Consider the following 22,454-nt stretch of genomic DNA (forward strand, 5'->3'; position numbering starts at 1 on the left):
GGGTTCTCTCCGCGCGCAAGCCTCTCGCGTTTGAATTTGCGGCGGCAACCCCTCATCCGGCGCTTCGCGCCACCTTCTCCCACAAGGGGAGAAGGCGACAGCGGCGCCTGCGCCGAGATCTAATCCGCCGTCTGCTCCCGCAGCTCGGCCACATCCTTTGCCGACAGCTTCGAGCCCTTCGTGCCGAATCTCGCCGTGACGTAGTTCGCCACCGCTGCGATCTCGTCGTCGGTGTAGGCCTCGCCGAACGCCGGCATCGACAGCGCACCGTCAGGTGTGTGCCGCTTGGTGCCTGAGAGCACGATCTGCGCGACGTTGGTGGCGGCGGGGTCGTTGACGGCCCAGGTGCCGGTCAGCGTCGCCGTCGGCGACACCGGGCTTTCGCCGCTCCAGCCGTGGCAGCTGGCGCAGGCGCTGGCGAACACCTTCTTGCCGCGTGCGTCCGCCGTCACGCCGTCCTTGTGCGAGGCGGGCGCGACCGGCGCCGTGGTAGCCGGCAGGTCGGGCGAGGCGACCGGTGGCACGCTGCGCAAGTAAGCAACGATGGAGCGGATGTCCTCCGGTGCAAACTGGCTGAAGCTGTAGTCGACGGCTTCGCCCATGGGACCCGAGGCCGAGCCGTGGCCCGGCGCGTGGCCGAGCGACAGATACGCGATCAGATCCTCATCACGCCAGTTGCCGAGACCGGTGGCCTTGTCGGTGGAAATGTTGAAGGCGCGCCAGCCGGCGGTGACGGCACCTGCGAACTTCTTGCGGTTGTCCAGCGCAAAGCCGAGATTGCGCGGCGTGTGGCACTCGCCGCAATGCGCCAGCGCTTCGGCGAGATACGCACCTCTGTTCCACTCCGGGCTCTTCGACGCATCGGGCGCAAAGCGCGTGTCCGGATTGAACACGGCCGACCAGAACATCATCGCCCAGCGCTGGTTGAACGGGAACGACAGCGTGTTCTCCGGCGCCTTGGCGCGTACCGCCGGCAGGCTGAACAGAAAGGCCTTCACCGCCAGCACGTCCTCGTCGCTCATGTAGGTGTAGGACGTGTACGGCATCGCCGGATAGAGCCAGGCGCTGTCATGGCGCTTGCCGCGCTGGACCGCGTTCAGAAAATCCTGGTCGCTGTAGTTGCCGATGCCGGTGTCCTTGTCCGGCGTGATGTTGGTGGAATAGAGCGTGCCGAACGGCAGCTTGAAGCCGAGCCCACCGGAATAGTCCTTCTCGCCGGGCTTGGTGTGGCAGACCATGCAGTCGGCCGCCTTCGCCAGATATTCGCCGCGTTCGACCAGGCTTGCCTTCTCGAGCTTTGCCGGCACGCCCGTGGGCTTGCCGGCGCGGTAATCCGCAAGCGCTACCTTGGTGCCGCCGGCGAAATCGAGCGGACCGGGTCCGCGGATGATGAAGACGCCGAGCGCCACCGCGACGATGGCGATCACGACGAGGCCCGCGAGGATACGCATTGTCCTGTTCATGCCTTCTTCCCCACAGCCAGCAGTTTCCGATCGATCGGCAGGCGTCGCAGCGCCACGCCGGTTGCGGCGTAAATCGCGTTGCGCAGCGCAGGCGGTCCGGCATTGACGCCGGCCTCACCGATGCCGCCGGGCGCTTCGCCGCTCTTGACGACGATGACCTCGATCTTCGGGGTCTCGTTGATGCGCATCATGCGGTAATCGTGGAAGTTCGACTGCTGCACGCGGCCCTTGTCGATGGTGATCTCGCCGTAGAGCGCGGCGGTGAGGCCGAAGATGAGGCCGCCCTCGATCTGCGCTTTCACCGTATCGGGATTCACCGCGATGCCGGTGTCGACCACCGAAGTGACGCGGCGCAGTACGATCTCGCCCATGTCGTCGATCTCCGCCTCCACCACGGTCGCGAGATAGCTCGCAAACGACGGCTGTACGCAGACGCCGCGGCCGACGCGCGGAGGCAGTGGCTGTCCCCATCCGGATCTTTCCGCGACAAGATTCAGCACAGCCAGCGCGCGTGGGTTCTTTGTCAGATTGGCGCGGCGGAATTCGATTGGGTCCTTTCCGGCCTTGCGCGCCAGCTCGTCCATCGCGCATTCGAACGCGAACACGTTGTTGTTCGGGCCGACGCCGCGCCAGAAGCCGGTCGGCACCGCAGGCGGTTCGGCGCGGACATATTCGACGTGGAAGTTGGGAAAGTCGTAGGGCATGTCCGCCGCGGCATCGACTGCGTCGATGTCGATGCCCTTCTGGAATGCCGGCGGCAGCCAGCGTGCAATCACGGCCGAGCCGGCAATCTTGTATTTCCAGGCCGACACCTTGCCATCGACCAATGTCGCGGTGACCTGGTCGCGATAGACCGGGCGGTAGACGTCGTGCTGGATGTCCTCTTCGCGGGTCCAGATCACCTTGACGGGATAGTCAACTTGTTTTGCGATCTTCACCGCTGTGACCACCATGTCCGGTTCGAGCTTGCGGCCGAAGCCGCCGCCGAGCAGATGCTGGTTGACGATCACCTTGTCGACGGGGAGGCCGGCGGCCTTTGCTGCCTCCGACTGCACGCGCGTCATGATCTGCGTGCCGGTCCAGATTTCGCAGGCATCCGGCCTGACGTGAACGGTGGCGTTGACCGGTTCCATCGAGGCATGCGCCAGGAACGGCAATTCGAAGCTCGCCTCGAACTTGTCGCCGGTTGCGAGCCCCTTGGCGATGTCGCCGATCGATTTTGCGATCGCTCCGTCTTTCTCGCTGGCGGCGCGCAGATCCTGCCAGATATCCTTGGTGCTGATCTTTGCGTTTGGTCCCTCGTTCCACTCGATCTTGAGCGCATCGAGCCCCTTCTTGGCGGCCCACATGTGGTCGCCGATCACCGCAACCGTGTCATCGAGCACCACGACCTTGCGCACGCCCGGGATTCTCGTCGCTGCACTGTCGTCGACCTTGCCGACCTTGCCGCCGAACACGGGGCATGTCGCGACTGTCGCAATCTTCATGTTCGGCAGGATCGCATCGATGCCGTAGACGACCTTGCCGTTGACCTTGTCCGGCGTGTCGAGACGCTTCAGAGGTTGGCCGATATAGACGAAATCCTTGGGGTCCTTGACCGGGACATCCTCCGGCGGCGTTTGGCTCTGTGCGGCCAGTGCCAGTTCGCCATAGCCGAGCTTGCGGCCGCTTGCAGCGTGCACGACCTCGCCTTTCGACGCCGTGCAGCTCGCGGGCTCGACCTGCCACTGCGCGGCGGCAGCCTGTATCAGCATTGCGCGCGCGCTGGCGCCCGCTGCGCGCAGCGGCTTCCACCAGGCGCGGATCGAGGTCGAGCCGCCTGTGGCCTGCAAGCCGAACACAGGATTAGCGTAGAGCTTGTCGTTGGGCGGCGCATGCAGCACGGAGACCTTTGCCCAATCGGCATCCAGCTCTTCGGCCAGGATCATCGCAATCGAGGTGTAGACTCCCTGGCCCATCTCCACCTGCGGCATCATCAGGACGGTGCGGCCGGTCTCGTCGATGCGGATGAAGGCGTTGGGCGCGAACTTGCCATCGGTCGCGTCCTTCGGCTGCTCCGGTTCGTTGACGGCGGCGCGCAGCGGCAGATGGAAGGCGAGCAGAAAGCCCGTGGCGAGGCCGCCGGTCAGAAGCGCACGGCGGGAAACGTCGGGAAGAGTCTTCTCGGTGATCATGGCGGACCTCACGACTGACGGCCGGACGCGGCCAGCTTGATGGCCTCGCGAATGCGCACATAGGTGCCGCAGCGGCAGATGTTGCCGGCCATCGCGGCGTCGATGTCGGCATCGTCGGGGTTCGGCGTTGTCGCCAGAAGTGCTGCGGCCGACATGATCTGGCCGGATTGGCAATAGCCGCACTGGATCACTTCGGCCTCGAGCCAGGCTTTCTGCACCTTCGCGCCAGCAGGCGTGCTGCCGACATGTTCGATGGTGGTGACGGTGCGATTCGCGACCGCGCTGACCGGCAGCACGCAGGAGCGCACCGCCTTGCCGTCGACGTGCACCGTGCAGGCGCCGCATTGGGCGATGCCGCAGCCGAACTTGGTGCCGGTCATGCCTAAGATGTCGCGCAGCACCCACAGCAGCGGCATTTCGGGTGGCGCGTCGAATGATTTCGTTTCGCCGTTGATGGTGAGTGTCGTTGCCATATGCATCCCCTTCTTCGCCAGATCGCTTACGGCGATCTAGTTGGCGAACTCGCGCGCGACAATAATCATACCGATGTGAAACGATGAAGCATCGAAATTTCTGGCGATGCATATTTGCGCGGCTCACGCGTCAGGCCATGACGTTCACGAATTTGTGCGGCGATCGGTGCGGCGGTTTTGGGCTAATTGATATGATAATCGTCATTTTCTGACGCATTTTCATCATGCGCATGATTGATCGCCGCAGATGATCGTGCGAATGCGCAAATCCGTGCGAAGACGAAAGTCGTGCGATTGTGAAAGTCGGGTGAGGTGCGAGCAGCGCAGCGCTGCTGACGGCATCAATCGCAGCGGCCAGCCGCCGGATAACTGACATGCGCGATGATGCCATCGTGCGCCTGTTTTGCCCGACGGGTCAACGGCTACATTCAGTGCCTTGAAGCGAGATGCGCTGAACGGGATCGAGTTTGGCCGATCGCACGACTCTCTCCGTTCCTCAGGGGTGCTAGGCGAGTCTCATCGCATCATGCGCGATAAGCCATTGATTCCGCACACCCCGGCTACTGTGCATGGGGTTGTTTTCGAGATTTTTAATTCAGCCTTGCCGAAAACCCATCCGAAACGCGCCCCAGTGCTTGCCGCGGACCATGATCGGCGAGGACAGGTCCTTCATCAGCACGAACTGCCCGCCGCCCATGTCGCGGCGATAGGTCTGGAGCAGGAAGGGCTTTGTGTTGGCCGCGACCTTCTTCACCGCGCGATCGCTGAACAGGCGGCGGTTGCGGCAATTGGCGTTGTTCCAGACCGGGTCCTTGCCCTGCGGCAGCCGGTAGTTCGGATTGTGCGTCGGCAGATAGCCGCCCCTGGCCCAGGCGACGCAGAACACGATGCGCGGATCGGACTTCTGGATCGGGTCCTGGATCGCCGGCAACACGCGGTCGGTGAAGTCGACATAAGCGGTGTTGTATTGCTTGGGATCGGTGCCGGCGATCTCCCGGTAGTTCTCGTCCATGAGTTGGTCGAGCCTGATCTCGCCGCGATCGACCGCGGCCTCGAACTCGGCCGAGATCCGCTTGGCTGTGTCGACGACGACGCGGATCAGCGGCGCATCCGACGTCTCCACGCCGCTGTCGGCGATCAGTGCGATCAGCCCCTCGGAGGTATCGAGCAGCTTGGTCACGCGTTGGTCGGCGCTCCTGAGATCGCGCGAGGACAGGTCGACGCCCTTGGCGAGCTCGTTGAGCTCGTTGATGACGGTGTCGCAGTGGCCGAGATTGGAGGTCGCCGCACGCGTGACGCTGTCGATCTCGGCTTCCACCGAGGCAAAGCCCTGCTGGACGCGCGAGATGATGCCGGAGATCTGCTGGGCGCCCTCGCCGGCGGTCTTCGCGCGCTGGGATGCATCGCTGCTCTCGCCGATCAGGCCTTCGATCTGACCGTCGAGATCGCGCACGGTGTCGGAGATCTGGTGCGTGGCCTGGCGGGTCGCCTCCGCGAGATTCTTGACCTCGCTTGCGACCACGGCGAACCCGCGTCCGGCATTGCCGGCACGCGCGGCCTCGATCGTCGCGTTCAGCGCCAGCAGATTGGTCTGCTTGGCGATCGCCTCGATCGAGCCGGAGACCTTTGCGACCTGCGCCAGCGCCGAGCCGACGGCGCTCAGCCGCGCCTCGATCCGCTCCACCGCCGCGACGAGCTCGGAGATATGGCTGACCGCGGCGTCGACCGCGTTGCGCGATTGCGCGATCTCGCCGACTGCCGCCGATGTGGTCGACTGCACCGCCTGCGAGGCGTTGGCGATGTCGTGATTGGCCGAGACCATGGTCTCGGCCGTCTTCTGCAGGTGATGGAACCGCTCCGACTGGTTGGCGACGCGGTTGGCGACCTCCTGAACATTGCCGGCGATGTCGGCCAGCTCGACGCCGAGGCCGCCGATGCGGTCGGCGAGCTGGTCGATCAGCCGCTCGGCGAGCGTCCGGCTGCACGCAGTGTCCATGACGGCAAGTTGTACGAGGGACATGTTGCGGGCTTCCTCAACTCGGGGCCGTCCATCGGCTCACCGCGGCATTCCCATTCCAATTTCGACGTTAGAGGATGATTCGCGCTCCCCGTCTTGCCTGAGCGTGCACCAGGGCGCAATTCGCGCCCTAGTTCTTTAGTTTGGGCATGGTCTTGTCGAAAAACCGCTGCACACTTTTTCGGACCATGCCTACAGCTTGTAGGCCGTGCGAAATCCGCCCCAGTGGCGGCCTTGCACGCGGATCGGGACGTCGATCTCGCGCATCATCACGGTGTTGCCGTTGCCCATGTCGCGCGCATAGCTCTGGATCAGGTACGAGCGCAGGTTGTGCGCGGCAGCCAACCCCGCCGGATCGTTGAAGATGCGGCGGTTGCGGCTGTTGGCCGTGTTCCAGACGGTGTCGCCCGGTCGCTGCGGATGCGAATAGATCTTGTTGTGGACCGGCAGGAAGCCGTTGCGGTCGACCATGGCGCAGAACGCCATGCGCGGTTCCTTGGCGAGAAAGGCTTCCTGGAACGGCGGCAGTGCGCGGTCGGCCCAGTCCAGATATTTTGTGCGGTATTGCTGCGGATTGGTGCCGGCGATCTCGGCGTAGTCGGTGTCGAAGAGGTCATCCATCCTGACCTCGCCGCGCGCGATCGCCTGCTCGAAAATCCGGGTCAGCGCGGTGCCCGCCTCCATCGCGCGGGTGACGAACTCCGTGTTCTCCTCGTGGATCGACCAGAGCTTGTCTTCGATCTTCTCGCGCTGCGCGGTATTGGGATTGACGAATTGCGTGCGGGCGCCGGCCTTGGCCTGCTCGACCACGCGCAGCCGGCACGCGCCGACGTCTTCGAGGGTGCCGTCGATGATCGCCTGCGCCGCGAGCCGGCTAGCTTCCGCACCGCCGATCAAGACGCCGTCCATCGCGATCTCATAGACCGGCAGCACGCCGCGCGCGGTCTCGAATTTGAGATGGCAGGGCAGACGCTCGGTCTTGCGGCGGTCGTCGTGCTCGCTCTGGCGGAGCAGCACCGCGCAACGCGATTTCAGCTTCTGGGCAAAGGTCGTCACGGCCTTGCCGGCGCTGGCGACGTTCTCGCCGTGGGTCTCGGCCGCCTTGGTCGCGGCGTCGATTTCGGCCGCGCTCTCGCCGACCGAGATGATGAACTGCGATGCGCTGGTCGCGTTGCCGGAGACCTCGCTGGTGGTGGCGTTCTGCTCGGCCACCGCGCCGTTGACTGTGTCGAACACCGGGCGGATCGCCTCGATCGCCTGCGAGATCCGATGCACCGCGTCCGCGGAGCCCGCGGCATCGCGCTGGAGCGCGTCGATCTTTTTGGAGATCTCCTCGGTCGCGCCCTGGGTCTGCACCGCGAGCGCCTTGACCTCGGTGGCGACGACCGCAAAGCCCTTGCCGGCGGCACCGGCGCGCGCGGCCTCGATGGTGGAGTTGAGCGCGAGCAGCGTGGTCTGCCGCGCGATCTGGGCGATCAGATTGACGACATTGCCGATCGCCGCGGAGGATTCTCGCAGGCGGTCGACATTGGCACGCGCTTCTTGTGCGGCGGCGCTGGCCTGGTCGGCGAGCTTTCCGGCCTCGCGGACCTGCGCGCCGATGCCTTGCGCAGATTGGGTGAACTTGTCGGCGGCATGGGCAAAGCTCGAGGCGTTCGACTGCGCGGCATTGGTCTGCCCGGTCAGCGTGTCGGTGCGGTGGCGGATGTCGGCGAGTGTCGCCGCGGTCGCCTCGGCGCCGCCCGCGACCGAATTGGCGGCGCGTTCGAGCTGGCGGATCATGGCGCCGAGCTCGAGTTCCAGCAGTTCCAGGATTTCCCGGGCCGAATCGACCTCGGCGGCCGGAACGGGCGCGGCTGCTGGCTGCGCGACCTGCGGGGCTGCCGCTGGTGCGGCCATGTCCGGCAGGCGCTTCCGAAATAATGCGAACGCCATTGGGTCTACTCTTGTCGGGAGACGGGCGGACGTTATTTTCGCAGACCGGAATGAAATCAGGGTTAACGGTGCCTGACTTCCGGGCACGGGTCGCTACAGTATTACCTTAAAGTATGAGAGGCTCTTTCATTCCGGTGGGTTGGCGGCCTATAAGGCCGCGCTTCCCCACGCTCACCTTTGGCGCACGAATCCCTAGAGAAGATACGCATGGCCGGACATTCCCAATTCAAGAACATCATGCACCGCAAGGGGCGGCAGGATGCGCAGAAGTCGAAGCTGTTCGGCAAGCTGGCGCGGGAAATCACCGTGGCGGCCAAGCTGGGGACGCCCGACCCCAACATGAACCCGCGCCTGCGCGCGGCCATCATCGCGGCGCGCCAGGAGAACATGCCGAAGGACAATATCGAGCGCGCCGTGAAGAAGGCGCTTGGTAACGAGGGCGAGAACTATGACGAGATCCGCTATGAGGGCTATGGCCCGGGCGGCGTCGCCGTCATCGTCGAGGCACTGACCGACAACCGCAACCGTGCCGCCTCCGACATCCGCTCCTTCTTCACCAAATCCGGCGGCAATCTCGGCGAAACCGGCTCGGTCTCCTTCATGTTCGACCGCACCGGGATCATCGAATACGACCGCAGCGTCGCCGATGACGACGCGGTGCTGGATGCTGCGATCGAGGCCGGCGCCGACGATGTGGTCTCAGGCGAGGGCGGTCACGAGATCTATGCCTCGACAGAAGGCTATCGCGATGTCGCCAAGGCGCTGGAAGCCAAGTTCGGCGAGCCGCGCAAGGCCGCGCTGATCTGGAAGCCGCAGAACACCGTCGTGGTCGACGACGAGACCGGCGAGAAGCTCTTGAAGCTGATGGACCTGCTCAACGAGCACGACGACGTCCAGAACGTCTACGCCAATTTCGAGATTTCGGACGCGCTGGTCGCGAAGATGGGCGGCTAGGGGCGCGCGACCGCCTTTCTCCGGGGACTTCTGTTCTGTTTCTGTTTCGCTATCATGGGCCAACCGCTATCACTGGCCCATGACCGCGCTCCCGATTCGCCAACCCGTTCGCATCATCGGCATCGACCCCGGCCTGCGCCGCACCGGCTGGGGCGTGATCGAGGCTGACGGCAATCGCCTGATCTACGTTGCCTGCGGGTCGGTGGAACCTCCGGACGATTTGCCGCTGTCGAGCCGGCTGCTCGCGATCCATGAGGGGCTCACGGCGGTTCTCTCCAATCACAATCCGATGGAAGCCGCGGTCGAGCAGACCTTCGTGAACAAGGACGGCGTCGCGACCCTGAAACTCGGCCAGGCCCGCGGCATCGCCATGCTGGCGCCCGCAATGTTCGGCATCTCTGTCGCCGAATACGCGCCGAACCAGGTGAAGAAGACGGTGGTCGGCGCCGGCCACGCCGACAAACAACAGATCGCGATGATGCTGAAGATATTGCTGCCCAAGGCCGAGCCGCCGTCGGCCGACGCCGCGGACGCGCTGGCCATCGCCATCACCCACGCCCATCATCGCCAGAGCGCAGCGCTCAGGTTGAAGGTGGTGGGATTATGATCGGCAAGCTCAAGGGTCTGATCGATTCCTACGGCGAGGATTATGTCGTCCTCGACGTCGGCGGCGTCGGCTATCAGGTGCATTGCTCGGCGCGCACGCTGCAGCATCTGCCGGCGTCGGGTGAAGCGGCGGTGCTGTCGATCGAGACCTATGTCCGTGAGGACCAGATCAAGCTGTTCGGCTTCCGCACGGACCAGGAGCGCGAATGGTTTCGCCTGCTCCAGACCGTGCAGGGCGTTGGTGCCAAGGTCGCGCTCGCCGTGCTCGGCACGCTCGCGCCGGCCGATCTCGCCAATGCGATCGCCCTGCGCGACAAGGCTGCGGTGGCGCGCACCCCCGGCGTCGGGCCCAAGGTGGCCGAGCGCATCGTCACCGAATTGAAGGACAAGGCGCCGGCCTTCGCCAATGTCGATCCCGCCGTCGTGCATCTCGCTGGCGCCGTCGACGAGCAGCGCGCGCCGCGGCCGGTGGCGGACGCGATCTCAGCGCTGGTCAATCTCGGCTACGGCCAGCCGCAGGCGGCTGCCGCCATCGCCTCAGCCTCGCGCAGCGCGGGTGAGAACGCCGAAACGGCGCAGCTCATTCGGCTGGGCCTGAAGGAGCTCGCGAAGTGAGCGATCCCAAGGCCAACCGCATGGTCACACCCGAGCGCCGCGGCGACGATGTCGGCGACACCGCGCTGCGCCCGCAATCGCTGTCCGACTTCGTCGGCCAGCAGCAGGCGCGCAAAAATCTCTCGATCTTCATCGAGGCGGCGCGCAAGCGCGGCGAGGCGCTGGATCACGTGCTGTTCGTCGGCCCGCCCGGCCTCGGCAAGACCACGCTGGCGCAGATCGTGGCCAAGGAGCTCGGCGTCGGTTTTCGCGCCACGTCGGGGCCGGTGATCGCCAAGGCCGGCGATCTCGCCGCGCTGCTGACCAATCTCGAAGAGCGCGACGTGCTCTTCATCGACGAGATCCATCGCCTCAGTCCTGCGGTGGAAGAGGTGCTCTATCCCGCGATGGAGGACTTTCAGCTCGACCTCATCATCGGCGAGGGTCCGGCGGCGCGCTCGGTCAAGATCGAGCTGTCGAAATTCACTCTCGTCGGCGCCACCACGCGCGCCGGCCTGCTCACCAATCCGTTGCGCGATCGTTTCGGCATTCCGGTTCGTCTCAACTTCTATACGATCGAGGAGCTGGAGAGCATCGTCACCCGCGGCGCGCGCGTGCTCAATGTCGGCATGAGTGCCGACGGTGCCAACGAGATTGCGCGCCGCGCGCGCGGCACGCCGCGCATCGCCGGCCGCCTGTTGCGCCGCGTGCGCGATTTCGCCTCGGCCGCCAATGCCGACAAGATCGACCGCAAGATCGCCGACCACGCGCTCAGCGCGCTCGAGGTCGACGCCGCCGGCCTGGACGCCATGGACCGCCGCTACCTCACGACCATCGCGCAAAACTATGGTGGCGGCCCGGTCGGCGTCGAGACGATGGCGGCTGCGCTGTCGGAGCCGCGCGATGCGATCGAGGACATCATCGAGCCCTATCTCATTCAGTGCGGCTATCTCCAGCGGACGCCGCGCGGCCGTCTGCTCACCTCGCACGCCTTCCGCCATCTCGGCATCGCCGAGCCGTCGCGCGATGCGTCGGCCCAGTTCGGCCTGTTCGGCACCGACGAGAGCGACGAGTGATCCGCGCCGGCGCGCATTGCTCTGGTGTCATGAACTTCCGGTAATCTCCGTGCAGATGATCTGCACAAGCGCACCCCAATTCCGCTCAAATCGGGCCGCATCACAAAAGCGCATCAACAGTGGGCTTCCATGATCTCTCGGCGTCATCTCATTCGTTCTGTCGGCGGACTTTCCGCGCTAGGCATCTCGACGGCCGCCTATGGCGTTGGCATCGAGCCGGAGCTGCGGCCGCGCATCACCCGATATCATCCAATGCCGCGGCAGTGGCCGGCGGATTTTCCGCTGAAGATCGCCGTCATCGCCGACATCCATGCCTGCGATCCCTGGATGTCGCTGGACCGGATCGAGTCCATCGTCGAGCGCACCAACGCACTGAACGCCGACCTCATCGTGCTGCTCGGCGACTATGTCGCCGGTCATCACCATGTCACGCGCATCATCCCGGCCGATGAATGGGCGGGGGTGCTGACTGGCCTCAAGGCGCCGCTCGGCGTTCATGCCGTGATGGGCAATCACGACTATTGGGACGACAAGGTCGTGCAGCGGGCCGGGTGCGGGCCGACGGTCGCCCATCGTGCGCTGGAAGCGGCTGGCATTCCCGTCTACGAGAACGACGTCGTGCGTCTCACCAGGAATGGCCGCCCGTTCTGGCTCGCCGGCCTCGGCGATCAACTCGCCTATGCGCCGTCGCAGCGCTATGGCCGCGCTCAGCTCTTTGGTGCCGACGATCTCACCGCGACGCTCGCAAAGGTCACCGACGACGCGCCAATCATCCTGCTCGCGCATGAGCCCTATATCGCGACGCGCGTGCCCGCACGTGTCGCGCTCCAGCTGTCCGGCCACACCCATGGCGGTCAGGTCCGCCTGTTCGGCTGGTCGCCGGCGCTGCCGTCGCAGCACGGCGTTCCGCTCGTCTACGGCCATCTGCGCCTGCAGTGCGACGTCATCATCTCCGGCGGCCTCGGTTGCAGCATCATGCCGGTCCGGGTCGGCGTGCCGCCGGAGATCGTCGAGGTGACGCTGGGGCGGGCGCCGGTGGCAACTGTGTCCTAGCCGCGCTTGCGCGGCCGGCCGTTTTTGCGCAAAACGGGCCGGTAGCGACAAGCGAAGAGGCCCGCGACGTGACAGCTCATCTCGACGGCGAGATCCGCAACGGCCGCCACCACATGCAGGTCCGCGTCTATTACGAGGACACGGATTTCCCTGACTTGCCATTGTCGTAGTAGGCAAACGTGCCGATTTCTCCTGCCTTGCGGTTTTTGGGGAAAAGTTTCTCACCGAGAAGGGCGGCGCTGTTCATGTAGGGTGTATATTCGTAGGGCATCCGCTTGCGAACCGGATGCACTACAATGCAGCCGATCAAGTTGCGGAAGGCGATGCGAGTTTCGATCGACTTCGGGTCGAACTTGAGCGCATTGACCAGTTTTCGAGCCTCCGAACGGTATCGGTCACTGAATTTTGGGTGGTCGAATGGGATCACATTTTCGCCGCCACTGCCCATCAGTCGCAAGCGCTCTTCAACGGTTTCCCGTTCCAAGTCGCATTCATCGATCCGCTTGAGTAACTCATCCGGTTTGCGACGGCTGTTCGCGATGGCATATGTCAGCCGTTCGATCTCGGTAGTCAACACACGGCGTCGACGGTCCAGTTTAGCGTGTTCGCTGCCGCCCTTGTTCCGACCGTTTTTGCATTCCTCCTTCCAAGCACGCATCGCCTCTTCAGTGGCCTTCGGCGAAAGCAATTTCGCTTCGATTTTTTCGGAGGCATCCTTGAGCAGAATGTCCATGTCAAAGCTACGGGTGTGCTCGCAGGTACCCCGCTGATGCGCGTTGGCGCATGCGGCGCGCGGCGCGCCATTTCGGGAGGATTGAGCGATTCGCATATGGCCGTTGCAGACACCGCACCGCAGAACGCCGGCAAGCGGGTGTTCATTGTTGCGCGGAATCACCAGGCGGCGGCGCGGCTTGCCAGTCGGCCCGAACATATGTACGGCACGCGCGCTACGAACCTTCTGCGCTCGATCCCAGAGCGCTTGCGGAATGATCCGCAGCTCAGGCTTTTTGACTATGATATGGCGTTCTTCTGGATTGCGGCGCTTCTGCTTCTTCTGCGTCTCCGGGTTGAGAATTGTCGAGCGAACGTTCCAATGTATCTCGCCGATATATAGCTGGTTGCCGATAATGCCGCGACCATGCCGACCGCCTGTGATGCACTGATGATTCCAGGTGGTGCGACCAGCCTTGTTCTTGTGACGAGTTGCCCCGGGTGAGGGCACGCCTTCGCGGGTTAGATCAGCGGCGATAGTTCGGGTCGAGCGGCCCACCGCATATTCGGTGAAAATGCGGAGCACGATCTTTGCTTCGTTCTCATCGATCACGCGTTCGCCGGGCGCGCCCAGCCTCGGCCGATAACCATAGGCGTGTGAGCCAGGAATTCTTCCGTTCGCAACAGCGTTGTCATGGCCGCGCCGAACCTTTTCGGCGAGCTGCGGCTTGTAAATCGTGTTGTAGAGGCTTGCGATGCTGATGTCGGTGGCGGTCGCATAGACGCCCTTCTGATCCATCAGCTCAACGCGGTTGAACTCGAAAATCTGCTTGAGACGCTGGATGGTTGCGGGATCGCGCGACAAGCGGTCGAAGTGCTCGACGACGACCACGTCAAAGTCATGATTTCGCACACCGTTGAGCAGGCGTTGATAACCGTCCCGCGCACCTTCGGTAAGACCAGATTTTGCGGCATCCACAAATTCCCCGATGACATCGAGATTGCTGCGCAACGCAACCTTCCTGCAGAGCAATAGCTGACCGTCAATCGAGGTCGCCTTTTGCATGTCGCTGGAGTAGCGGGCGTACAGTACGGCCGTTTTCTTGGATGACGCTGTCGTCATGCCGGTCCTTTAGCTGCTGCCCCAAACCGTCGTTTTCATCCCGTGCGATCTGGCGTCCGATGGCGCGCGCCAGGTCAAACCAGATTTCCTCATTGTCGGGACTATCCCAGCTCTGAGGGTGGGAGGGGTCAAGCGGTCGAATGATAGCCCGTTGTCCTCGGAGAGATCGGATGCGGGTACGCATTTGCAAACTCACCAGCAGAAGCTAACGTAAATTTCCGCCCTGCGCTACAGCCGGGCGGCTGTGATTACTTGCGGCGCTTGCTTCCACCATTCGCATCTCCGATCGCTCCTGTGCCCGCCAGAACTTCCCTGCAATTTCACGACTTTTGTTGCTGCGATGATCCGATCCAGATCATCGTTCAGCCACAGCTTCCCTCGGCCGTGGCCGCGACCCGACAGGAATCACAGGACCACACGTGACCTTTGCCTGTGGAGCATTCATGGAAGTCTCGATCCGCGCAGTTATGTGTCCATTCATGTTGACCGTGGCGGCGGCGAATGAAAATGAGATTCTTCAAATATCTCAATGCTCCATATCGGGTGTTAGCGCACTCCTGCGATGGTGGTCGTAGGCGGGAGCAGACTCGCTAACCAAAGCGGAGTAAAAATACTTGCGCGTGACGGCGATGAAGGTCCGAAGACCTGCGTCCAACTTCTTAGGAGCTCTCCTGTGGCATTGCCGCGCTCTCCGGCGGCAACGCCGTATGTTCGGGAGCGGTCCGCATCGACACGCCGACCGCCATCCCGAACATCAAGAAGTTCATCGAGGACGAAAGGGGTCAGTTCACGGATAACGCAGATCGAGGAACAGCAACGCGAAGGGGGCGATCGTACGCCTATCCGTTATCGTTGACGATACCAACACTGTTTGCGGGAGCCTGCCGATGCATTCGACTTCCGGCGCATGCAGCGATCGCCGCTCTCCCGACGCTCCCGTGGCCGCATCGAATCCTCCGCTCGTCACCGCCAGCAGCAGGGAATCACAGCTCGAGATTCGAGGGAATCACAAACATCATTTTTCGAGAAAACCGCCTCCCAAGCACCGGTCGCTGGCAAATCCAATTCCGGAAATTCCGGCATTTTCCTTTGCCGCTCAATTGCTTCAGGATTTTTCACGGACGACTGGATCCGCCCCAGCGTGCGACTTCTCCTGCGGTCGCCGCGCTCTCTGTGCCCGGATCCTCTCGCTCGTTATGCCGCCTCGCTTGGAGCGTCGACGTAGTTTCGGCGACTCTTGAGCCTCGATAGGTAGCTCGCGCTGACAACGCTCGAGGTAATGCGTCGTTCGCCAGCGTATCAGGGCTAGCTCATGAACGGCCGGTCGCGCCGCTTTTGCGCTGGTTAGGCCTGTCGTGTCGCTGCATTAGGTCAGTTTATCTGACGAACACCGGCGCCAGCCAGTTCAGACCGAAGATGTATGACCTTGCGCTTGCAATAGAGGGTTGCGAATGGAGCGGTCTCGCTTCTATAATGCGTCCTCGCTTCTATCACTAAGTCATTGGGTTGGAGGCGTTTTCATGAGTACAAGATTCTTATTTTTAGCTGTTGCGTGTTTTCTGCAGGTACTTCTCATACCGCCAAGCGCCCATGCCCAGGGGCTTAACGAAGCTCAGCTTATCGTTATCGCAAGCACAGCAGAACGCATTTGCGGGGTTGTTAAAGACCAGGGCAGCGCTTCGACCGCGGCAGCGAAAGGTGCCGTTAGCGTGGAGCTAAGAGGACTGGCTTCGCAAATTCAGAGTACCGGCGGGCAAAACAGCGGCAGCATTACAACTGACGAATATGTGGGGGTTATTCGCGAGCAAGCTGCGCCCCTGATAAGAGATCTCAGCAAATGCAGGTTCGAGGTTTTCACGATCCTGTTCAAAAGCATGTCACCAGGCGGAACAAATCCGACGCCGCCTCCGACGTACAAGCCGCCTCCGCCCCAACCGGTATCCCGGACAGGGCTGTCCTGCCAGACGGACCAGATCATCGATTGGCTCGACCAGCACGGGATTTATGGCAACCGGCCCTTCGACAGTTCCATCTACGATGATCAGGTCACCTGGACAGTCAACGGGAAGCAGGCCACGAAGACCAAAGCCGACGTCATCAAAGAAGAGAGCGACTTCAGAAAGGTATACCCGATGCAGAGATATACGCCGACGTCATCGTCGGCGAGCCGGGTCGGAGACCAATGCGTGCTCACGCAGCAGGTCGACGGCTATAAGCAAAAGGCCAATGGAAGCGTGCAACTCAGCAATTTCAGATTTGAGTTTGGTATAAAGAGCGAGGGTAACGGGCCACGCATTGTCGAGCGCCAAACCGACGTGTTATCGGGCCGCCACTAGGAAATGCCTCGTCAGGAGACATGGACATGAGCGGCGACTACCAGCGTCCGGTCGTCAGCAATAGGACAGTGCTCCGGAAAAAGCCGCAGCGATTCCGCTCGTGGTGGATGGTTTACGCCGCATTGCTAATGTGTGTCGTCACGGCCGTATGGATGCGTCGCACGGCGCCGGCTGAAAGCGCCGCGCCAGTGACGGCGGATGTTGGCGACAATCAAACAAGGCTGAGAGAACGCGGCGCGGCGATGCTGGCCGCCGCGCAAAAAGCAAAGTTAGAGACCGCGGCGCGAAGGCCAGAGTTGGAAATGGTGGCCACGCGGCAGGCGGGAGTGCCAGATCCGGGGTCGAACACAGTTGCGGCTTCGACCGCGCAGCGCGAGACAGGTTCGGACACGATCGCATCACCGCCTGACCCGCAGACATTGACGCCGGCCCCGGCCGTGTCGCCGCCTGAGGTTCAACAGTCAAAATCGGAACAAGAAACAACCCTGCGACAGCCTGAAAACCAAGTTCAGCCGCAAGCCCCAGCATTAAACGCCGTTACGCCGCCAATAGAGGACCAGGCACCGCGAGCGGACACTGTCGCAACACTACGTGATCCACAGAGATCAAAGTCGGAGACGGCTGCGGCCTCGCCGGATATGCAGATATCAAAGCCCGAAATCGACATAGCCACGCGGCAACAACTCGACGCGTTCAATACGCAGAGCCCCCGCAGCAAAAGTAAGGGCAAAGACAAAGACAAAGACAAAGACAAAGACAAAGACAAAGACAAAGACAAAGACAAAGACAAAGACAAAGACAAAGACAAAGACAAAGACAAAGACATCAATGCGGACAACGTAGTCGCGGTGCCGCAACTCGTTCTGCCCGACGATGTGGCTCAAAAGGTCGGCTACAAGATTTGGTTGAACGAAACGGATGGTAATCGCGATGCGATCACGTCATGGAATGCAGGCGAGGAATTTGCCTCACTTGGTATTGGCCATTTTCTCTGGTTTCCAGCGGGTAAATCGGCGCCGTTCGAGGAGAGTTTTCCACCCTTGCTCGAGTTTCTGCGCCAACAAAATGCGCATCTACCCTCTTGGGTCGACAAGATGCCAATTCCGCCCTGCCCCTGGACAAGTCGTGCTGACTTCAAGAAAAACTACAACTCGCCTCAGATGAAGGAGCTGCGACAATTCCTGCTCGACACCGTCGCTGGTCAGGCCCAATACTTGGTGGTGCGCGCCAATGGCGCGATGGAGAAGATCCTACGAACCGTGACTGACAGCGCGGAGCGCGCGCATATCATCACCCAGTTTTCACGCATCGTGCAGGCTTCCAAGGATCTCTACCCTCTTATCGACTACGTCGAATTTAAGGGCGAGGGCATCAACCCGGAGGAGACGGCGGTCGATAAGCAGACTGGCACCCGGCAGGGCTGGGGACTGAAGCAAGTGCTTCTCAAGATGGACGGCACGGCAATCGAGCCGAAGGCGGTGCTCGCTGAATATGCCGATGCCGCGCAGTCTGTTTTGCAGCAACGGGTTCGCAATATTCCAGCCAACCGCACGTGGGAGTCGGGCTGGCTGCGTCGCGTCGACACCTATCGTCGACCCCTCGTTGAGGTGGCGTCGAACCCCAAACCAGCGCAAGGCAAGCCGTCACGCGCAAAGAGCCGGAAGCGCAAATAGCCTCCAGTAGCCGTTCGTGGGGCGCGACCGACCAGAATGATTTCAACCACTCTTGATCATCTTCGCCTGAAGCTTGTCAAAGACGTTAAACTTGCATTGGGCGCTATTCTGGATGGCCGTGGCAAGATCGGTCCGAATAAAGCCCTCGTACTTATCTGAATTGAAATCTGCATCCCCGCTAATACCCAGATCGGCGAGTTGCCTGATTAAACCGCTCAGCTGCGCCTTGACTTCGCCTTTGACTTTCATGCTCTCTGAGTTTCCAGCCGTTTTGACAATGCCGCAGACGCTATCCGCGGTTTTGGTGATGAGATCGAGTGCTTTGGCCTGAGCGTCTATCGACTGAGACTGAGCGTTGGCCTGGGATGCAGCGAAAATCGCGAAGAAAAAAACGAGAAAGTAAACACCGCCCGGCATGGCCATTCTCCTAACGAATGGACAGAAAAGGCTACCATGGGTTGAGATCACGCGCAACACAGGAACGGTATGTTGCTGCCTTTAGCTCGATTAAATGTGCAGGGCCTGATTCTGACGGGCTGAGTGCGTAACGCGTTTCCATTGCGCGCCCGGCATGGGCATTGACTCAAAGGAAAGTCCTTGCCGCGAGCTGCTCACGGCGAGCGAAGTGAAGGGAATAGCGTCGGACCGTAAGACGGTGTGGAGAAAGCGTGCAACGAAGCTGCGTGCCGACGAACAGGAATCGGATAGATGGCGGAGCCGAGCAGGGCGAGCGCAATGGACGGAGAAGCTCTTGTGACCAAGGCGAGACGACGTAGATCCGGAGGTGGTGCAGCGAAAGCGGCATTCGACCTGAACTTCCGAAGGAGTTCGCTGGTGGTTCGCGACAGGTCGGCCTCGAACCATTCGCGCGGCTGTGACGTAGCCGTGAGGAGCGGATCAGGGCGCCTCGCTTATCCACTGTTGCCTCTCTGGAAATTGCGCGAGCTACCTTGGCTCGTTCCGCTCCAGATGTGAACGAATCGATTAAGTAGGACCGACAGCGCTCATTAGTCCGACTGCGACGGGCACCAGTCCCACGATAGTCCATAGGACGGGCGAGCTGGAGCCAAGGTCGGCAACAAAGATCAAGAGACCAAAGCCCAAGATGAGTGCCGAAATGGCGTAGGCGAGGGCGTTTTCCATCGACCGATCCAACAAGCGACAAAGGATCGGTGCAGAGACTCGCCAGGTCTCAAAAGTTCCTATACGCAAAACCCATTCATTCAGCCTCGCTCCACTTTGGACTTCACTCCGACCTCGAGCCAATGCGAAAGCTCTTTGCAAAAGGCTGCAGCGGGGCGACGACAAATCCACAGAGAAGCATGAGCCAGGTCGCCAGGGTAGCCCTCCTCAGCAGATCCTCCGATATGTTGGGCACGGTCGTGCCCTCCAAATGAGCTTCGCGAAGTATCGGCCGTGTCCCTCAACAGGAAAGGAGCCACAAAGCTCCGAAATGTAGCGAAGGAGCTATGGCTGCGCGAGAGCGGTACTTCGTGGACGTGCGCAGCAAACTGCTGGATGGGACCAGTTATTGATCCGCTACCTTGGACCAAACACCATTGCCGTCCTTCATGTCGCGATAAGAGGTCCCATCGTCCCAATTGATGCAGGTTCGAACATCTTTGAAGTCATTCAACGTGCGCGCTTCCGGCGGCGCGTCCTGGTAGCGACGCCTCATGTCCGCCACGGGATTGGTCGGCACGGCGCGTTCCAGGTACAGGTTGGCGCCGTCGATAAAGAACGCGATTTTGTCGGATGGCGCATTGGCGTTCGACCGCTGCCGCCACTCATTCGGCCGCATGCAATCCATCCAAAAAAAGATACCCGATGCTCGCTCATCCGAGTTTAAGAGATAGTTCAGAGTATCCCCTGTTAGAAGTTGACCAATGCCGTACAACACAGACAACGCAACAATCACAGCGTAGATATAGGCTGCAAGTTGAGACCAGAATTCACCGTCGCGGCTGAACATTAGCCCGCCACTGAAGCTCAGAAGCAATTGTTGCCATCGCCTACAACAAGGCGCGTTTGCTCTGTCCAGCCCCTCATCAATGTGTCTCCTGACCTATCCGGCGCTTCCAACTAAAAATTTGGAGCCCCGCCTCCTGGAGCACAAGGGCGGGGCCGCGCCGGTGCTTCACGGCGATTCCTCCTTGCATCATGATTCATGTAGAACCATTGTCCGCGAAGAGTTCAAGCTATTGCGTTCGGTAGACGCCTTTTCGACCACGAATTGCGCGGGCTCGCCGTGATTGCCTTCGACAAAGCCCCTCGCCACCAACAACTCGCGGGCATCGCGCATCAGTGCAGGGCTGCCGCAAATCATGACGCGGTCATGCTGCGGCTCGAGTTCCGGCAGCTCGATGTCCGTAAACAGCTTGCCTGACGCGATCAGATCGGTGATCCTACCGCGGTTGTGGAAGGGATCGCGCGTCACGGTCGGATAATAGATCAGCTGGTACCGCACGAAGTCGCCAACCAGCTCATCGCTCGGCAGTTTTTCCGTGATCATCTCGCCATAGGCGAGCTCGGCGATCCGACGGCAGCCATGCAGCAGCACGACATTCTCGAATCGCAGATAGGTTTCGGGATTCTTGATCACGCTCAGGAACGGCGCAAGCCCGGAGCCCGTGCCGATCAGATAGAGATTGCGCCCGTCCTCGAGATTATCGATGACCAGCGTCCCCGTCGCCTTGCGGCTGACGATGATCTCGTCACCCTCTTTCAGATGCTGCAGACGCGAGGTTAAGGGACCATCCGGCACCTTAGTCGAGAAGAATTCGAGCCGGTCCTCGTAATGGGCGCTGGCGAGGCTGTAGGCACGTAACAACGGCTTCTCGTCGACCTTGAGCCCGACCATCGTGAATTCGCCGCTGCGGAAGCAGAATGATGGAGTCCGCGTGGTGGTGAAGCTGAAGAGATTGTCGGTCCAGTGATGAACGCTCAGCACGCTTTCCTGGTTGAAATTACTCATTGTGACCGCTCGCGAAAAAATTAGAGCATAATCATCGTTCCGAGTTGCCGAGCATCTCATCCTCAAACGGAATCTTGAATGACAAGAGCGCGAAACGCACCAGCGCGTTCTCCTTAGGTAAAGGCAAAGGCGAGCAGGCTTGAGCTGAGCAGCACGAGACCGACTCCGGTCACTGCCAGGAAGCTGTCGGAGACAAGGTCACGATTGCCCATGAAATACCCTCGAACGTAAGGCGCGCTCGGGTCGCCGCGGAAACAGGATCATGACCGCGCCTCCGTCACGCTGAGATGAAGCCTCTGCCCACCCTCCAGCAAGAGAGATAGCAGTGGGCAGTCGCTGGTTGGCTTGCTGATAGAAATCGCGACCTTGCGCCGCCCAGAATAGTATCTCAGAAGGGCTTCCTTCACGTCCTCTGCAAGGATTTCTCGAGGATCTGAAAGCACGGTGGTTGTCATGGCTTTTGGTTTCCCGGTTTGCTGTGGGGTCGAATCTGCCAAGTGCGGACCGCCGGGTGGTTGGGTTGATGTCCTAATTGCCATCATTCAGCAGCAGAGGTGTCGCAAAACTGTCGGTCAGCATACCGGTGTCGTATAACTGTTTTCGTTGCATTTTCCTGTCATTCGGAGGACTTTCTGCATCGCATGGGCATCTGACGACGGAATCCACCTCAAAGGGAGGAGCCGATTGTGCGATACGACCGAACGGACGCCCGCATCCTCGAGATTGTGCAAAAGAACAACCGTCTAACTTCCGAGGCGATCGGCGAATTGGCCGGGCTTTCTGCGACCGCATGTCAACGACGACTGAAGAGGCTCCGCTCGGAAGGCATCATCCAAGCCGATATCTCAATCGTTTCGCCGAAGGCGGTAGGAAGACCTATTCAAGTGCTTGCGTTAGTGAGCCTGGAGCGGGAAAGTTCGGGTATAATTGATAGGTTTAAGAAGGCCATCAAATCGTCGGTTGAAGTCGTCAATGGATTCTACGTCACGGGCGATGCTGACTTTGTCCTCTACATTACCGCGTGTACCATGGATGATTATGAGCAGTTCACCCGGCGATTCTTCTATCAGAACCCGGACATTAAGGGCTTCAAGACTATGGTCATAATGGATCGCGTAAAGGCGGGCTTTGCCGTTCCAGTTGAGGTCCCGTCCGAGGATTGACGAAACTCGGATGAAGATGTCTCATCCCCCGGATCCTTTTGGCGCATCGGCCGGGAGGTGGGATCGACGTCCACGATGGCGTCGCCCATGGCCTGAAAGGAGATCTTGTCGAATTTGCCGCGCGCCTAT

The 22,454-nt window shown here is 61.3% G+C and carries 17 protein-coding genes and 1 pseudogene; 9 read left to right on the plus strand and 9 right to left on the minus strand.

Annotated features, from left to right (window positions below; translation table 11 throughout):
- Positions 1-119 precede the first annotated feature (119 nt).
- The 5 genes from JJC00_RS06445 to JJC00_RS06465 all read right to left on the minus strand — a co-directional run bounded on the left by JJC00_RS06445 (position 120) and on the right by JJC00_RS06465 (position 8,062).
- Positions 120-1,463, minus strand: coding sequence for a c-type cytochrome (locus JJC00_RS06445; protein WP_200471876.1), 1,344 nt, complete (start codon positions 1,461-1,463; stop codon positions 120-122).
- Positions 1,460-3,637 (minus strand): xanthine dehydrogenase family protein molybdopterin-binding subunit, encoded by a 2,178-nt coding sequence (locus JJC00_RS06450; RefSeq protein WP_200471877.1) that lies wholly within the window; start codon positions 3,635-3,637, stop codon positions 1,460-1,462. The genes JJC00_RS06445 and JJC00_RS06450 overlap by 4 nt, the downstream gene beginning before the upstream one ends.
- A gap of 8 nt (positions 3,638-3,645) precedes the next feature.
- A complete protein-coding gene (locus JJC00_RS06455; protein ID WP_200471878.1) occupies positions 3,646-4,110 on the minus strand; it encodes a (2Fe-2S)-binding protein in 465 nt (154 codons plus the stop codon).
- Between the two features lie 595 nt (positions 4,111-4,705).
- Complete coding sequence (locus JJC00_RS06460) at positions 4,706-6,130, minus strand: methyl-accepting chemotaxis protein (RefSeq protein ID WP_200471879.1); 1,425 nt, start codon at positions 6,128-6,130, stop codon at positions 4,706-4,708.
- 189 nt (positions 6,131-6,319) lie between these two features.
- Entirely contained in the window at positions 6,320-8,062 is a 1,743-nt protein-coding gene (locus tag JJC00_RS06465) for a methyl-accepting chemotaxis protein (protein WP_200471880.1), read from the minus strand.
- Between the two features lie 207 nt (positions 8,063-8,269).
- Between JJC00_RS06465 and JJC00_RS06470 the strand changes: the two genes are divergently transcribed.
- From JJC00_RS06470 to JJC00_RS37810, 6 genes and pseudogenes are all read left to right on the plus strand, one after another.
- On the plus strand, positions 8,270-9,016 hold the full coding sequence (locus JJC00_RS06470; protein ID WP_200471881.1) for a YebC/PmpR family DNA-binding transcriptional regulator: 747 nt from the start codon (positions 8,270-8,272) through the stop codon (positions 9,014-9,016).
- Between the two features lie 79 nt (positions 9,017-9,095).
- Positions 9,096-9,623 (plus strand): crossover junction endodeoxyribonuclease RuvC, encoded by a 528-nt coding sequence (ruvC, locus tag JJC00_RS06475; RefSeq protein ID WP_200471882.1) that lies wholly within the window; start codon positions 9,096-9,098, stop codon positions 9,621-9,623.
- Positions 9,620-10,237, plus strand: a complete 618-nt coding sequence (gene ruvA / locus JJC00_RS06480; protein WP_200471883.1) for a Holliday junction branch migration protein RuvA — start codon at positions 9,620-9,622, stop codon at positions 10,235-10,237. The genes ruvC and ruvA overlap by 4 nt, the downstream gene beginning before the upstream one ends.
- Entirely contained in the window at positions 10,234-11,292 is a 1,059-nt protein-coding gene (ruvB, locus tag JJC00_RS06485; protein ID WP_246774095.1) for a Holliday junction branch migration DNA helicase RuvB, read from the plus strand. Before ruvA ends, ruvB begins: the two co-directional genes overlap by 4 nt.
- Before the next feature lie 129 nt (positions 11,293-11,421).
- Positions 11,422-12,345, plus strand: a complete 924-nt coding sequence (locus tag JJC00_RS06490) for a metallophosphoesterase (RefSeq protein WP_200471884.1) — start codon at positions 11,422-11,424, stop codon at positions 12,343-12,345.
- A 68-nt stretch (positions 12,346-12,413) separates the two neighbouring features.
- A pseudogene (locus JJC00_RS37810) lies at positions 12,414-12,494 on the plus strand (acyl-CoA thioester hydrolase); the annotation flags it as partial.
- Here JJC00_RS37810 and JJC00_RS06495 read toward each other — a convergent pair.
- A complete protein-coding gene (locus tag JJC00_RS06495; protein WP_200471885.1) occupies positions 12,476-14,179 on the minus strand; it encodes a recombinase family protein in 1,704 nt (567 codons plus the stop codon). The pseudogene JJC00_RS37810 and the gene JJC00_RS06495 sit on opposite strands and share 19 nt — an antisense overlap.
- A 1,520-nt stretch (positions 14,180-15,699) precedes the next feature.
- On the opposite strand from JJC00_RS06495, the gene JJC00_RS06500 reads away from it, so the two are divergent.
- Both JJC00_RS06500 and JJC00_RS38680 read left to right on the plus strand, forming a co-directional pair.
- The gene (locus tag JJC00_RS06500; RefSeq protein ID WP_200471886.1) at positions 15,700-16,515 is read left to right on the plus strand and encodes a hypothetical protein; all 816 of its coding nucleotides are present in this window, start codon (positions 15,700-15,702) and stop codon (positions 16,513-16,515) included.
- A 26-nt stretch (positions 16,516-16,541) separates the two neighbouring features.
- Positions 16,542-18,188, plus strand: coding sequence for a hypothetical protein (locus JJC00_RS38680; protein ID WP_349643531.1), 1,647 nt, complete (start codon positions 16,542-16,544; stop codon positions 18,186-18,188).
- Between the two features lie 42 nt (positions 18,189-18,230).
- Here JJC00_RS38680 and JJC00_RS06510 read toward each other — a convergent pair whose 3' ends face one another.
- From JJC00_RS06510 to JJC00_RS06520, 3 genes are all read right to left on the minus strand, one after another.
- On the minus strand, positions 18,231-18,605 hold the full coding sequence (locus JJC00_RS06510) for a hypothetical protein (protein ID WP_200471887.1): 375 nt from the start codon (positions 18,603-18,605) through the stop codon (positions 18,231-18,233).
- A gap of 1,111 nt (positions 18,606-19,716) precedes the next feature.
- The gene (locus JJC00_RS06515) at positions 19,717-20,160 is read right to left on the minus strand and encodes a hypothetical protein (RefSeq protein ID WP_200471888.1); all 444 of its coding nucleotides are present in this window, start codon (positions 20,158-20,160) and stop codon (positions 19,717-19,719) included.
- A 186-nt stretch (positions 20,161-20,346) separates the two neighbouring features.
- Positions 20,347-21,162, minus strand: coding sequence for a ferredoxin--NADP reductase (locus JJC00_RS06520; protein WP_200471889.1), 816 nt, complete (start codon positions 21,160-21,162; stop codon positions 20,347-20,349).
- A 686-nt stretch (positions 21,163-21,848) separates the two neighbouring features.
- On the opposite strand from JJC00_RS06520, the gene JJC00_RS06525 reads away from it, so the two are divergent.
- Positions 21,849-22,325 carry an Lrp/AsnC family transcriptional regulator gene (locus JJC00_RS06525; protein ID WP_027545364.1) on the plus strand — a complete coding sequence of 159 codons (477 nt, stop codon included), beginning with the start codon at positions 21,849-21,851 and terminating at the stop codon, positions 22,323-22,325.
- Positions 22,326-22,454: the final 129 nt, after the last annotated feature.

Source organism: Bradyrhizobium diazoefficiens (assembly GCF_016616885.1).
Classification (GTDB): domain Bacteria; phylum Pseudomonadota; class Alphaproteobacteria; order Rhizobiales; family Xanthobacteraceae; genus Bradyrhizobium; species Bradyrhizobium diazoefficiens_F.

What these genes read in the sequence shown, in the direction of transcription:
- JJC00_RS06515 (WP_200471888.1), bottom strand. Translation starts at nt 20,160, where the DNA reads ATGTTCAGCCGCGACGGTGAATTCTGGTCTCAACTTGCAGCCTATATC.
- JJC00_RS06495 (WP_200471885.1), bottom strand. Translation starts at nt 14,179, where the DNA reads ATGACGACAGCGTCATCCAAGAAAACGGCCGTACTGTACGCCCGCTAC.
- JJC00_RS06455 (WP_200471878.1), bottom strand. Translation starts at nt 4,110, where the DNA reads ATGGCAACGACACTCACCATCAACGGCGAAACGAAATCATTCGACGCG.
- JJC00_RS38680 (WP_349643531.1), top strand. Translation starts at nt 16,542, where the DNA reads ATGAGCGGCGACTACCAGCGTCCGGTCGTCAGCAATAGGACAGTGCTC.
- JJC00_RS06470 (WP_200471881.1), top strand. Translation starts at nt 8,270, where the DNA reads ATGGCCGGACATTCCCAATTCAAGAACATCATGCACCGCAAGGGGCGG.
- JJC00_RS06445 (WP_200471876.1), bottom strand. Translation starts at nt 1,463, where the DNA reads ATGAACAGGACAATGCGTATCCTCGCGGGCCTCGTCGTGATCGCCATC.
- ruvA (WP_200471883.1), top strand. Translation starts at nt 9,620, where the DNA reads ATGATCGGCAAGCTCAAGGGTCTGATCGATTCCTACGGCGAGGATTAT.
- JJC00_RS06510 (WP_200471887.1), bottom strand. Translation starts at nt 18,605, where the DNA reads ATGCCGGGCGGTGTTTACTTTCTCGTTTTTTTCTTCGCGATTTTCGCT.
- ruvC (WP_200471882.1), top strand. Translation starts at nt 9,096, where the DNA reads ATGACCGCGCTCCCGATTCGCCAACCCGTTCGCATCATCGGCATCGAC.
- JJC00_RS06450 (WP_200471877.1), bottom strand. Translation starts at nt 3,637, where the DNA reads ATGATCACCGAGAAGACTCTTCCCGACGTTTCCCGCCGTGCGCTTCTG.
- JJC00_RS06500 (WP_200471886.1), top strand. Translation starts at nt 15,700, where the DNA reads ATGAGTACAAGATTCTTATTTTTAGCTGTTGCGTGTTTTCTGCAGGTA.
- JJC00_RS06460 (WP_200471879.1), bottom strand. Translation starts at nt 6,130, where the DNA reads ATGTCCCTCGTACAACTTGCCGTCATGGACACTGCGTGCAGCCGGACG.
- JJC00_RS06490 (WP_200471884.1), top strand. Translation starts at nt 11,422, where the DNA reads ATGATCTCTCGGCGTCATCTCATTCGTTCTGTCGGCGGACTTTCCGCG.
- JJC00_RS06520 (WP_200471889.1), bottom strand. Translation starts at nt 21,162, where the DNA reads ATGAGTAATTTCAACCAGGAAAGCGTGCTGAGCGTTCATCACTGGACC.
- JJC00_RS06465 (WP_200471880.1), bottom strand. Translation starts at nt 8,062, where the DNA reads ATGGCGTTCGCATTATTTCGGAAGCGCCTGCCGGACATGGCCGCACCA.